Raw genomic sequence first — 13717 nt, forward strand, 5'->3', positions numbered from 1 at the left:
TTTACATTCCTCCAGTTACCTCTACCACCTGACCAGTGATATATGAGGCTTTCTCAGATGCCAAAAACTCTACAACATTTGCCACATCCTCTGCCTGACCAAATCTATTAAGAGGAATGCGCTTTAGATAATCTTCCTTTACATTCTCTGGAAGCTCATCTGTCATAGCAGTCTGAATAAATCCAGGGGCAACGGCATTTACCCTAACTCCCTTAGCACCATATTCTCTTGCAACTGACTTGGTAAATCCGATAAGACCAGCCTTACTTGCAGCATAATTTGCCTGACCAGCATTGCCCTGTACACCTACAATAGATGTGATGTTAATGATGCTTCCATTTCTATTTTTCATCATGTCCTTGATTGCAGCCTTAGTACAAAGGAATGTACCCTTAAGATTAATATCAACCACCTTTTCAAAATCCGCCTCGGACATTCTTATCAACAAGCCATCCTTAGTAACACCTGCGTTATTAACAAGCACATCCACAGGTCCAAGCAGGCTCTTAACCTGGGCAAACATCTCACTTACCTCTGCCTCACTTGAAACATCAGCCTTAATATACATAGCCTGAACACCATGCTTCTTACAAAGCTCGATCGTTTCCTGGGCTGCGCTTTCATTTCCTGAATAACAGATAGCGATATTGAAGCCTGCCGATGCAAGCTTCTCAGCTATTACTCTTCCTATTCCACGGCTTCCGCCTGTAACTAGTGCAACACTCATGCGCCTAACTCCTTTACCGTATTTTCGAAGTCCTCAACAGAATCGATTGAATACACCTTTACATCATCCACTGTCTTATTTATAAACTTACTAATTGCCTTACCTGGTCCAATTTCGATAATAGTATCTACACCTGCATCTACCATATACTTAATTGAATCCTCCAGATAAACAGATGACTGAACCTGCTTTTCCAGAAGTGTAGGAATATCTTCCCCGTCATTCTTTTCTCTTCCAAGGCAATTGAACACCACCTTTGACTGCTCTTCATTAAAGGAGATATTCTTAAATTCCTCTGCGAGCTTATCTCCTGCAGGCTTCATCAGCGATGTATGGAATGGTCCACTTACCTTTAGTGGCACAATTCTTTTTGCTCCAGCCTCTTTAAGATATGCGCTAGCCTTATCAACAGCCAAAGCATCACCAGAAATTACAATCTGACCAGGGCAATTAAAATTAGCAGCCTGAACAATCTTCTCACCCATAAGCTCTGCATTAGCCTTACCGCAGCACTCAAAAACTGTCTCTCTATCTGCACCCATTACAGCTGCCATCTTTACATCCAATCCCTCGGAAGCCTCTGCCATGTACTTACCTCGCTTTGCGATAAGCTCCATAACATCTTCCTCATTGATTGTACCTGCCTCATACAATGCAGAATACTCTCCAAGGCTAAGACCACATGTATAATCAGCTGTGATTCCTGCCTCCCTCAAAAGCTTAGTAACGCCGATTGCGAAAGCCACCATAGCTGGTTGAGTATACTTAGTCTGAGACAACTGCTCCTCTGGACCCTCAAAACACAGCTTGGCGACATCCATATCAGTTACCTTCTTTACAGCCTCAGTAGCCCCATCAAAGGTCTTTCTAAAGCTGTCATACTTTTCATAAAAATCCTGGCCCATTCCCACTCTTTGAGAACCCTGGCCTGCATAAACAATTCCTAACATATTCTCAAACCTTTAATCCGCCTGTACTATCCAAGCTATAAAAAATTATCATTCGCCCCGCTTGCGCTCATTGCGTAACGTTGCCACACTAAGTTCGCGTAAGCGCTCACTAAGTGTAGACGTTACTCGAAGGGCTCATTGATAACTTTTTATAGCTTGGCTAGTTCAGGCTCATCTAACCTTTCATAAATATCTAATTATTTACAGTTCAATCGACGCGGCTTTAGATAGACACGTCTTGGCGCCGGTGACCATTTCGTCTAATATTTCTACTACGGGACGGATGGCGGTGAGCTGACCGCATACTTGGCCGGACATTACTGAGCCGCGAATCATGTCGCCATCGCATACAGCACGGCGAAGACCGCCAAGGGTGATGTGCTCTAGCTTTTCTCTATCAGCGCCCTCTGCCTCAAGCTTCAAATACTCGCGGGCCATTTCGTTTTTGATGATACGAACTGGTGCACCCTGAGAGCGTCCTGTTACTGTAGTGGCATTATCCTTTGCCTTAATCAGTGTCTGCTTATAGTTTTCGTGTATTGGGCATTCTTCTGATACAAGCAGGCATGTACCTACCTGGACACCGCAAGCACCTAACATCATAGCTGCGGCCATCTGCTTGCCACTGGCAATACCGCCTGCTGCAATAACTGGCACATCCACTGCTGCAACTACCTGTGGAAGCAATGTCATGGTAGTCATATCTCCTACGTGACCACCTGATTCGCCACCTTCTGCAATAACTGCATCAGCGCCAGCCCTAACCATAATCTTGGCAAGTGCTACAGAAGCTACTACAGGGAATACCTTAGCTCCCATTTCTTTCCAAGCCTTCATAGACTTGCCAGGGTTACCTGCTCCTGTTGTTATAAACTGAACCTTTTCTTCCACTAGCATCTTAGCTATGTTATCCACATCAGGATTCATAAGCATCAGATTCACGCCAAAAGGCTTATCAGTCTTGCTCTTACATATTCTTATTTGTTCACGCAAGCTTTCGGCGTCCATACCGCCGCTTGCCACTAGTCCAAGGGCGCCTGCATTAGAACACGCTGCGGCGAATTCACCTGTAGCTATGTTCGCCATTCCACCCTGAATTACACTATATTTAGTTCCTGTCAAATCTCTAAGTTTCATATATACCTCTAAGTCCGCATATGTCTATCTAGAATTAAAAAATTATCATTCGCCCCGCTTTCGCTCATTACGTAACGTTGCCACACTAAGTTCGCGCAAGCGCTCACTAAGTGTAGACGTTACTCGAAGGGCTCATTGATAACTTTTTAATTCTATCTAGTCATATGCTCATTTAAATATTTTACGTACCTATGTAATCCACCTACGTATTTACGTATTACGCTTCTACGGATTACATCTCCACCACCACGGCGCCCCAGGTGCGGCCGGCACCGAAGGCGCAGATAAGGACTTTGTCGCCTGGTTTGATGCGGCCTTCTTCAAAGGCTTCGTCTAGGGCTAAGCCTACGCTTGCGGCGGAAGTGTTACCATATTTTTCTATATTTACGATGAATTTATCCATTGGCTGCTTTACCTTTTTGGCTATGGATTCGATAATACGAAGGTTAGCCTGGTGCATTACATAATAATCAATATCATCGTAAGTAAGGCCTGCATCCTTTACCACCTGTTCTATTACCTTTGGCACTGTGGCTACGGCAAATTTGTAAGTGCCCTGACCATCCATGTGGATATAGCCATTTGGTGTTTTGATGTTAATCATTTCTTCATCACCATCTACACCTATCACTGATGTATACAGCTTGTCTGACAGTTCTACCACTGCAGCTGCTGCACCATCACCAAACAATACACAGGTGCCTCTATCGGTCATATCCATTTTTTTCGATAAAACCTCGGCTCCAATTAGCAATCCGTATTTCTCTTTTCTTGCCATCATCAACGCCCTAATTGTTTCAAGGCCAAACACAAAGCCGGAGCAGCCAGCCCCAAGGTCAAAAGCAATAACATCCTTCTTAAGCCCTAACCTGCCCTGTATTAAGCATGCTGCCGATGGCGAATAATAGTCGGCTGATACGGTACATACGATTACAACACCAATATCATCTTTATTAATATTAGCTCTCTCGATTGCAGCCCTAGCGGCCTGCTCTGCTAACATGGTGTGATTTTCTCCATCGCTTACGTGATGTCTCACACTCATGCCGGTTCTTTGTTTAATCCATTCATCGCTTGTATCAACAATCTTTGCCATGTCATCGTTGGTTACTTCCCTTTTTGGCACGGCCTTTCCTGTTGCTAGTATTCTAATTCCAGTCATTTATACAACTTCCATTTCTTCTACAGATGAAGCATTTACTCTAGCCTCATCGAAGTATCTAAATTTTTCATATCTGTCCACTGTTAGCTCGTCAGCTGAAAGCTTATCAAGCTCCTTTAGCGCTGATGAAATCTGTTTATCAATAGCCTTAAATACATCAGCTTCCTTGATGATTCCATCAATCACCCCAAATTCATACAAATCCTTTGCTGTAAGCTTCATCACCTCGGCAGCCTCATCACGTCTGGCACTGTCATGCCACAGGATAGATGCGAACCCCTCTGGTGATAGCACAGAATAGATTGCATTTTCTAACATGTACACCTTGTTTGCCACTGCTATGCCAAGGGCACCACCACTGGAACCCTCACCTGTTACAATGGAAATCACTGGTACCTTCAAAGCACTCATTTCAGCAAGATTTGCGGCAATGGCCTGAGCCTGTCCGTACATTTCTGCCTCAAGTCCTGGATAGGCACCTGGTGTATCTACAAATGTAATAATAGGTCTTGAAAACTTTTCTGCCTGCTTCATAAGCCTAAGAGCCTTACGATATCCTTCCGGCCCTGGCATACCGAAATTGCAAGCCATGTTTTCCTCTACAGTGCGTCCCTTGCGATGACCTAACACTGTTACTGGTCTCCCGTGAAAAAGAGCGATTCCGCCGTAAATGCTTCCGTCCTCTTTTCCAAGGAAATCTCCCTTTTGTTCGAAGAAATCGGTAAATAGATTGTCTACATAATCAGTAATCTTTGGTCTATCCTTATCTCTGGCGATAAGAACCTTTTCTATAGCACTCATAGTTACCTCCCTTCATACACGTTTTTATGAAGCATCAGAATCTTTGCTAACATCTCTTTCATGTCTTCTCTTCTGACGATTGCATCCACAAAACCGTGTTCCTGCAAAAACTCTGCTCGCTGGAAGCCCTCTGGAAGCTTCTGTCCGATTGTTTGCTCAATAACTCGTGGGCCTGCAAATCCTATCAAAGCCTTAGGCTCTGCAAGTGTGATGTCACCAAGCGTTGCAAAGCTTGCACTAACTCCACCTGTGGTTGGATGAGTAAGTACTGTAATGTACAAGCCTCCCTCATCCTTAAATTTCTTAACTACTGCACTGGTCTTTGCCATCTGCATAAGGCTTAGGATTCCCTCCTGCATTCTGGCGCCACCACTGGCAGTAAATACAATAAATGGCAAATGCTTCTCTCCAGCATATTCCAATGCTCTGCAAAATGTCTCACCAAGCTCCATTCCCATTGATGCCATCATGAACTTCTTATTCATTACAGCAAGCACGCAAGGCATTTTTTCTATTTCACATTCGCCGGCTATTATTGCATCGTGACAATTATTTTCTTTTCTAAGAGCTTCCTTCTTTTCCACATATCCCTCAAACTTAAGTGGATTTGTTTCTGGAAAATCAAATTCAAACTCCTTGAAAGTTCCTTCGTCTGCAATATCCTTTATCCTGTCAAAAGCATCATATTCCTTTACCGGCTTTATGGCAGGTTCTAGCAGCTCAGTAGGATTTTCACGCAAGTCCTTGTATCTATTAAATTTGTTTTTTCTTTTATCTACTACACTTGTCATTATTCTTCCTCATCAGCCACTGCCTTGTCCCAAGCCAATATTTCATCCAAATGATTCTCGATAAAGCTTACATTGTAATTGCCCTTAACAAAATCCGGATGATGAAGTAACAGATAATCAAAATCTCCGTTAGTGGTAATTCCATCTGTTACCAGCTCAAGCAAGGCTCTTCGCATTCTGCGGATTGCCTCTAATCGGGTAGGTGCATGTACAATGATTTTTGCCATCATAGAATCGTAAAATGGACTAGTTTCATACCCGTTGTATAATAGGGTGTCCACTCTAACCCCTGGACCACCTGGAATATTCAAAAATGAAATCTTTCCGGTGTTTGCCATAAATCCCTTGGCAGGATCCTCAGCATTGATTCTACATTCCATTGCATGTCCCCTAAGGCTTACATCCTTCTGACGTAGCTTAAGTGGCTCATGAAATGCTATTCTTATCTGCTGCTTGATTAAGTCGATTCCTGTAACAGCCTCGGTAACACCATGCTCTACCTGAATACGAGTGTTCATTTCGATGAAATAGTAATGATTCTTCTCATCAAGGACAAACTCTACTGTTCCAGCGTTGGTATAGCCTGCCGCCTTTGCAGCTGCCACCGCCGCCTTACCCATTGCCTTACGCAAGTCATCATCTATAAACATGCAAGGGCTTTCCTCGATAAGCTTTTGGTTCTTACGCTGAATAGAGCAATCACGCTCTCCTAAATGTATTACATTGCCATGCTCATCTGCCAAAATCTGAAATTCGATATGGCGAGGATTAAGCACCAGCTTTTCCACATACATCTCATCATCATTGAAGCAGGCAATTGTTTCTGCCTTGGCCTCTTCATAAAGCTTCTGCAAATCTTCCTTGGCGTACACCCTTCTCATGCCTCGGCCACCGCCTCCGGCAGATGCTTTGATAAGCACTGGATAACCAATCTTTTTTGCTATCTTTTCCAGTTCCTTGTAATCCTTTACTGGTCCATCTGAGCCAGGAACTACAGGTACTCCTGCTTTCATCATCATCTTTCTTGCAGCTGCCTTGTTACCTAGGGCATCCATGGCCTCTGGTGTAGGGCCGATAAAAACGATTCCCGCCTCATTGCACTTACGTACAAAATCAGAATTCTCTGATAAGAAACCAAATCCAGGATGAAGGGCATCGCAACCAGTTACCTGGGCTGCTGTTATGATTGCATCCATGTTTAAGTAGCTATCTGCTGCTCTAGCAGGACCAATGCAAATGCTTTTGGTTGCAAGCTTTACATGTAATGAATCCTTGTCAGCTGTGGAATATACTGCAACAGCTTCAATATTCATTTCCATACATGCCCTGATGATTCTTACTGCTATCTCGCCACGATTAGCTATCAATATTCTCTTAAACATTTCTAGTCTCCTATGAGAAACAGTGGGTCTTCAAATCCAACCACATCCTGATTCTTTACATAGATTTTTTTAATCACGCCATCCTTTGGTGCAGTTATTTCGCTCATCATCTTCATTGCCTCTATCAGACAAAGAATCTGACCTTCCTTAACAGTGTCACCTACCTGAACATAAGCACTGGCTTCTGGTGTAGGTGCTGCATAGAAAACTCCTACAAGTGGAGCTAGCACCTTTGTTCCATCTGCATCTTCCTTAGGCTCTTCAGCCTCTGTGGTAGATGCTGCTGGTACTGGCTGTGCCGCCTGTGCGCTAGCCTGTGGCATTGCCACTGGAGCTGCCTGTGCAACTGGTGCTACAGAAACTGCCACTGTTTCAGATGGCTTTTTAAGCTTGATATTTACACCATCCTGTTTTAGTGAAAAATATGAGCTTTCACTTTCATCAAAAGCTTTTAAAAGCTCTTTAATCTCTTTTAATTCCATGATTACTTATGTGCCTCAAGATAATTTACGATGTCTGCAACTGTTTTGATGTTTTCCATAGCTTCTTCTTCGATTGTGATGCCAGTCTTTTCCTCAACTGCAAGTGAAAGCTCTACAGCATCTAATGAATCTGCTCCTAAATCATCAAAAAGATTTGCCTCCATAGTTACCTTGTCAGCTGCACAGCTAAGTGTGTCAATAATTACTTCCTTAACAATTTCAAACATAATTTTTCTCCTTTGCATTTTTAACTAAATCTGATTAGCTAAATATTTTTATTTAACACTCTATATAATAACCATTTCTGTTTCAATGTCAATATTCTAAATAAATATTTTTAGATAAAATTTCTCAGTACTAAAAAAACTGTAGACACCATATTTCTGGTGCTACAGTTTTTTCGTTTTATTTCCTGATAAACAGGCTAAATTACTCTATTTTTATATTTTTTGAGATGATACAAAGCGATTATCTATTTGTTTTGAAGTTCTCTTTCATAAGCTAATGCATTCGCCAACTCAATCTCTAATGATGAAATACTCGATTTGCATGAATTAATCTTTTCCTCAAGTCTATAAATTACTGCATTCAAATCCGATAATGCATTATCAATATCATCCAAATATTTTGATAAACTATTAGATATTGAATATTGATAATCTATCGCTTCTTCATGCAGTTTACCCTTCCATTTGTTATCTGAGCTTATATCGTACATGTCATTCCATTCCTTAATATCATGATCAATACTGTTGGAATTTGAAATAATATCAGATTTCATCATTTTAATTTCATTAATGTTGCTTTCATATGTTCTTATTTGGGCATACAGTCCATCTATTTGATTCTGAATATCTCTACTGCTCAATATTAATCGTCCCTCTTCTAACTCTTATGTTTTCCGCTACGGCTCTATCTGTTTCAACAATATCCTCTTTAAGTTGATTAAGCCTATCTACAAGTATTTCAGATGACTGCATTTGATACTTCTTTGTTAATTCACAAACTCTATCAGCTCTATGAGATAAAAACTCCTCTATTGCTGTGCCTTTAGTGTCCTCATAAGCTAGAAAGTCGTTATCGTTTAAAATACAGTCTGTTGCAGCAGCTTTAATGTTTCCAACAATAGAGTCATATCTTTCCGTTTCTATTGATACTTTATTTTTCATTCATTTTTTCCTTCAAATATTCAGCTATCTCTGTACGACCATATTGACGGGCATATTCATATGCGTCGCAGTTTTCTATACTTCCTATCTTATAGCTAGCTTTATAATCTATACCATTTTCAACTAAAAATTTAACAATATCAAAATGTCCATTATATATTGCTGCAAATAGCGGATTCTTTGCTGCTGTACTAACATCTAGTATAGCTCCATTTTGAACTAATAATTTAACTACTTCCAGATGTCCTTCAAATGCTGCACTTTCCATAGGACCACCTTCTGAAATACCACAACTTTTATTTACATCTATTCCAGATTCTAAAAAAAATTTTACTAAATCAATTTGTCCTAAATCAGCTGATACTTCTAACCATGTCCCAAATGGAGTCTCAATTGTCAGTAATTCTTTATTTTTTTTTATTAATTTTTTTACAGATTGAATATTACCTTGCTTAATTAATTGTCTCATTTTTTTTATTGATTCTTTATTATCCATATTTTATCTCTCCTTTATTTTATTAAACTAGCGTTCTTACCATATTTTTTTAAAGCCTTTACTATTTGTTCATAATCTCCTCCCATATCATCTATGCATTTTAAACCGTCCACAACTTTTTCAAGTGATACTGTCGTATGCTGCCCTACTACACCCCTAGGCGCCCATACAATATTCTCCTGCCCAACTATCGGATCTATACCATATTCTCTTAAAATCCTCTGTCCCTCTTTTACTAACTCTTGCTGCCTTCCCTTTAGCCCAGTTTTAAATAAAATATGATGCGCATGAGGATCATACATTCCTTCTGGCGGCTCGCCTACTATATTCCTTAAATACTTTCCAAAGTTGATACTCTTCATTGTACTTTCATATTCTTCAGTTATACCTAGTTCACCAACTTTAACACATAGCTCACTAATTTCCTCTTTAGAAAACTCACCTCTTTGAATTGCCAATCTAAGGGTGCGCATTTTTTCAGCGTCAATATTGCCAGCTGTATCTACGATTCCATCTAAATATATATCTGTTTTACTTATAGATTTTACAACATTCTCAGCTTCTACATCTACTTCAACAGTTTCTACGCCACTAAGTAATTCTCCAACCTTTGCTATGCCAGCACTTGCCATAATTATGCCAGTTATATATCCTGAATCCTCATACCAATCACCTATTGTATTTGTGTCTATCTTAACTGACAACTCCTCAACAATTACAGCTTTCATAGTTTTAAGACGCTCCGTCATTTCATTTATGTCGCGTCTTAAATCTTCATGCAGATTCTTTAAACCATTGTTTTTTATGTAATTAGCAACTGAAATCAGACTGTTTTCTTCACTATCCCTTGCTTTTAAAATATCTTTAGGTATTGATAACAAGCCTGTTCCAACATCTACTATTCCCTTTTGACAGCCTTTATAAAATCGTTTTCTATAATCAGTGGCGATATCATAGACTTTTGCATACTCACTGTTCGGACAAAGCTTTGTAGGTAAATACATTGCTATAAACAAGGGTTCAAAATGCAATGCATTAATATCAAATACTATATCGGAACTATTATTATATTCAATATCTATTAATTTGTTAGCATACTTATGTATCCCCTTACCAAATGTATCAAATAATGTAGCAATGTACTTTGCCCCTTCCCTAAAACTCATTCCTATAGCAACATCAACACTAAATTTGCTTTTCAAGATTTTATAAAATGGACTGTTTATTAAATTTCTGATTTTATCATTTGATGAACATTCTAGCCAATTAAATACTGTACCAAATAAAGTCTCATCTATAATGCTACCATTAATGATATAATCAATATATTGAGTCGTTAAATTATAATCATTTATTAACACATCATATTTATCAAGCAACTCACATAACCTTGATATTTTCAAGTCAACATTATCAAGATATCCGTCTAAATCCATATTCTTTGCATAGATAATCTCTTCATCATCAAAATCTTCAAATTTCTCTATACATTTATTTATATGTCCCTTGTTGTAGTTTACTCCTATTAAGTCTTCAAAAGCGTTCTCTACAACTGTTGAATCTGGCTGAGTAATTGGATAAATATCTCCATATCTTAATTGTGCAATTCTTGCTATCTCTGTTATATTTGAAGCGTGTTCTTTATACTGTTTATATTTTTCATAATATTCATCATGTATCACTTCTAAGATTGGTATACTAATTCTTGCATAGTCTGACGAATCGACTTTTTCCTGGAATGTTCCTAGCATATGCAGATATAATTGCATTAAATATTTTTGAGACTCAACTACATCATCTAGTAATTGTATTTCCACTTCATTGAGTAGTCTTTTTGCAGCATCTGCTGCATCACCATCAAATGTTTCATTATCTATAAAAGTGTTATATGCATTTCTAAGATTATCTGCTTTTATCATAAAGCTATTACCTTGTGAATCCAGACAATCTAAATATTCTATAACTTTTTGACTATCGAAACTCTTAGCGGACATTTTATTTTCCTTTTCATATTCTTTATCTTATTTGCTATATTCTTCTTCCCGTTATCTTTTATTAGAACATAGTAGTCAATCTGTATAATCCGCCAAACAGCTATGTAAAAAGTTACTCCATAAACATTTTTTATAATTTATGAACAATTCTATAATAATTTAGACATACTTTAATGTTAAAAATAAGATAGTGCTTTGTATGTATTTATTTTGAAATAGATAGGTTTATTATGATTGAATTATTTCAGCTGTATTGGCCAAAGCTTATATCTGCCGCATGGTTCGCGTCACTAAATTTAATATTTCTTGCATTCTATGGTAAAGATAAGCGTTACATCATAGAAAGATTCATTAAACTATTTTTTGTTTCGCCTTCATTTGTTTCTATTATTGGTGAGCAATTAGTTATCCAGTTGTACAAAATCATTGTACTGGATTTTGGTTTTTCCGATTCTTATAATGTCATATTTATCATAATAAACATGACATTTGATGCTATCTTTATAATCATCGGCGGAATGCTTTTTAGCCGTTTCACAAACATGAATAAATTTTTAGACGCCACGGTATACATGCAGTATGTGTGTATAGAGCGTCTTACTCTTATTGTTGCGATATCATATCCAGGTTATATCCTATGGTATGCTATTTTCCTATTAACCGTCTTTGTCACCTTGAGAAAGGATATGAATTTTGTTTTCCAGTCAACCTCTGTTAAGTGGAAAAACGTATTCCTTTATCTGGTCGGACTCTTCTACATCCTGGACTTACTCTATGCTGCATATTTCCTATTCCCAGAGCTTGGCACAGATGTTTTAAATGTTCAAAATGTTTTCTGGTTGGATTCAGTAGCAATGGTCAGCAGTCTGTTTGCACTTGGTTACGAAAAGATTGCTATTAGCGTTGCCAAGCAATACGATAAAAAACACGAATATTATGAAAAGCTTCAATCCAGCCAAGAAAATATCATCATAAAGCTCACGGAAATATCTGAGGCAAAATCTGGAGAAACAGGACAACACGTAAGAAGAGTGGCAGAGTACAGCAAATTGCTTGCCCGTACTATGAAATTGTCAGAAAACGAGGTTGAAAATATTAAAATCGCTGCTATGATGCACGATTTAGGTAAATTACTAATCAGCCACGACATCATCGAAAAGAAGGGTGAGCTTACCGACGAAGAATACGAAATTATGAAGGGTCATGCTCAATATGGTTGGGATATTCTGGCAAACTCTGAAGGTGAAATAATAGAAATGGCCCGCATTATTGCTTTAGAGCACCATGAACGTTGGGATGGTAAAGGCTACCCTCAGGGCCTTATGAAGAATGAAATATCTATCTATGCCCAGATAGTATCTGTTGCAGATGTTTTTGATGCCTTAACAAGTGAGCGTGCCTACAAAAAGGCCTGGGATTTGGAAACAGCAAAAAAAGAAATCATCCAGCAACGTGGCGAGCAATTCTCACCAACCGTTGTGGATGCTTTCGTTAGTTGCTTCGATGAAATTAAAGAAATCAAAGCTAAATATGTAGATTAATTTAAACTGTAAAATCGATTGTATCAATTACTTCCTTAAGTGTTCTTGCTGACTCCTGTAAAGCCTTAATCTCATCATCATCTAGAGAAATAGGTACCTTTGTCTCTAATCCGTCTGCTCCTACAATGGCTGGCATTGAAAGGCAAATATCTTCAATGCCATACTCACCGTGCATCATAGATGACACAGATAGAATTGAGCGCTCATCACGAACGATTACTTCGCATATACGTTTTACAGCAACTGCAACACCATAGTATGTTGCATGCTTTCTCTTGATAATCTCGTAAGCAGCATTCTTTACACGGTCTGCAATAATCTTCTCGGATTCATCATGGTTAAAATGACCTCTCATCTCACAGAAATCATTTACTGGGATACCAGATACATTAGCACTTGAGAATGCAGCAATCTCACTATCACCATGCTCACCAATAATGAAAGCATGCACTGAGCGGCTATCAATTCCTAAATGCTCACCAAGCTCTGTCTTAAGACGGGCAGAATCAAGCACTGTACCAGAACCAATTACACGGTTCTCTGGCAAGCCTGAAAGCTTAAGTGCTGTAAGTGTGAGAATATCAACTGGGTTTGCCACAATAAGAAGGATTCCACCGAAATCTCTCTTTGCAATCTCAGGAATAATAGATTTAAAAATGCCTACATTCTTATGAACAAGGTCAAGCCTAGTCTCCCCTGGCTTTTGACCTGCTCCTGCAGTAACTACTACGATTGCAGCATCTGCAATATCATCATAGTCTCCTGCGTAAATCTTAATTGGCTTAGTAAATGGAGTGCCGTGGCTGATATCCATAGCTTCTCCTTCTGCCTTTTCATGGTCCGCATCGATAAGAACCATTTCGGAAAACATACTGCTTTGTGATAATGCGAATGCGGTTGCAGAGCCAACAAAACCTGCACCAATTATCGCTACTTTTCTTGGGTTAACTTCTACTGCCATTTACACCTCCTGGTCCGTTTGTTACGCATACAAGTTGCCTTATAGTGTTCCGTGCTCCCGCAGGTCACCTCCCATTGTGGTCAAGGGAACCTCCCTAAAGGGTTCCTCCTTAACCACATGGGCC

The 13717-nt window shown here is 39.3% G+C and carries 15 protein-coding genes; 1 reads left to right on the forward strand and 14 read right to left on the reverse strand.

Going from position 1 to position 13717, the window contains the following annotated elements; translation table 11 throughout:
• Position 1 precedes the first annotated feature (1 nt).
• The 13 genes from fabG to IJ535_RS00540 form a co-directional block, all read right to left on the reverse strand.
• Entirely contained in the window at positions 2-727 is a 726-nt protein-coding gene (gene fabG / locus IJ535_RS00480) for a 3-oxoacyl-[acyl-carrier-protein] reductase (RefSeq protein WP_294297259.1), read from the reverse strand.
• Complete coding sequence (fabD, locus tag IJ535_RS00485) at positions 724-1677, reverse strand: ACP S-malonyltransferase (protein WP_294297262.1); 954 nt, start codon at positions 1675-1677, stop codon at positions 724-726. The genes fabG and fabD overlap by 4 nt, the downstream gene beginning before the upstream one ends.
• A 201-nt stretch (positions 1678-1878) precedes the next feature.
• Entirely contained in the window at positions 1879-2814 is a 936-nt protein-coding gene (locus tag IJ535_RS00490) for a nitronate monooxygenase (protein ID WP_294297265.1), read from the reverse strand.
• A gap of 232 nt (positions 2815-3046) precedes the next feature.
• The gene (locus IJ535_RS00495; RefSeq protein ID WP_294297267.1) at positions 3047-3976 is read right to left on the reverse strand and encodes a beta-ketoacyl-ACP synthase III; all 930 of its coding nucleotides are present in this window, start codon (positions 3974-3976) and stop codon (positions 3047-3049) included.
• Positions 3977-4777: an acetyl-CoA carboxylase carboxyl transferase subunit alpha gene (gene accA / locus IJ535_RS00500; RefSeq protein WP_294297270.1), complete on the reverse strand. Its 801-nt coding sequence runs from the start codon at positions 4775-4777 to the stop codon at positions 3977-3979.
• Between the two features lie 2 nt (positions 4778-4779).
• Complete coding sequence (locus tag IJ535_RS00505; protein ID WP_294297272.1) at positions 4780-5568, reverse strand: acetyl-CoA carboxylase carboxyltransferase subunit beta; 789 nt, start codon at positions 5566-5568, stop codon at positions 4780-4782.
• Positions 5568-6950, reverse strand: coding sequence for an acetyl-CoA carboxylase biotin carboxylase subunit (accC, locus tag IJ535_RS00510; protein ID WP_294295297.1), 1383 nt, complete (start codon positions 6948-6950; stop codon positions 5568-5570). The genes IJ535_RS00505 and accC overlap by 1 nt, the downstream gene beginning before the upstream one ends.
• A 2-nt stretch (positions 6951-6952) precedes the next feature.
• Positions 6953-7432 (reverse strand): acetyl-CoA carboxylase biotin carboxyl carrier protein, encoded by a 480-nt coding sequence (gene accB, locus IJ535_RS00515; RefSeq protein WP_294297274.1) that lies wholly within the window; start codon positions 7430-7432, stop codon positions 6953-6955.
• A 2-nt stretch (positions 7433-7434) separates the two neighbouring features.
• Entirely contained in the window at positions 7435-7659 is a 225-nt protein-coding gene (locus tag IJ535_RS00520; RefSeq protein ID WP_294295301.1) for an acyl carrier protein, read from the reverse strand.
• Between the two features lie 245 nt (positions 7660-7904).
• On the reverse strand, positions 7905-8300 hold the full coding sequence (locus IJ535_RS00525) for a YwqH-like family protein (RefSeq protein ID WP_294297277.1): 396 nt from the start codon (positions 8298-8300) through the stop codon (positions 7905-7907).
• Positions 8290-8601 carry a hypothetical protein gene (locus tag IJ535_RS00530; protein ID WP_294297280.1) on the reverse strand — a complete coding sequence of 104 codons (312 nt, stop codon included), beginning with the start codon at positions 8599-8601 and terminating at the stop codon, positions 8290-8292. The genes IJ535_RS00525 and IJ535_RS00530 overlap by 11 nt, the downstream gene beginning before the upstream one ends.
• The gene (locus IJ535_RS00535; RefSeq protein ID WP_294297283.1) at positions 8591-9097 is read right to left on the reverse strand and encodes an ankyrin repeat domain-containing protein; all 507 of its coding nucleotides are present in this window, start codon (positions 9095-9097) and stop codon (positions 8591-8593) included. The genes IJ535_RS00530 and IJ535_RS00535 overlap by 11 nt, the downstream gene beginning before the upstream one ends.
• A gap of 14 nt (positions 9098-9111) precedes the next feature.
• Entirely contained in the window at positions 9112-11016 is a 1905-nt protein-coding gene (locus IJ535_RS00540; protein ID WP_294297286.1) for a hypothetical protein, read from the reverse strand.
• Between the two features lie 305 nt (positions 11017-11321).
• Here IJ535_RS00540 and IJ535_RS00545 point away from each other — a divergent pair, with 305 nt between their 5' ends.
• Positions 11322-12632: an HD-GYP domain-containing protein gene (locus tag IJ535_RS00545; protein WP_294297289.1), complete on the forward strand. Its 1311-nt coding sequence runs from the start codon at positions 11322-11324 to the stop codon at positions 12630-12632.
• 1 nt (position 12633) lies between these two features.
• Here the strand turns inward: IJ535_RS00545 and IJ535_RS00550 are convergent, their stop codons facing one another.
• On the reverse strand, positions 12634-13593 hold the full coding sequence (locus tag IJ535_RS00550) for an L-lactate dehydrogenase (protein WP_294297291.1): 960 nt from the start codon (positions 13591-13593) through the stop codon (positions 12634-12636).
• Positions 13594-13717 lie beyond the last annotated feature (124 nt).

This window comes from Pseudobutyrivibrio sp. (genome assembly GCF_017471675.1).
Taxonomy (GTDB): Bacteria; Bacillota; Clostridia; order Lachnospirales; family Lachnospiraceae; genus Pseudobutyrivibrio.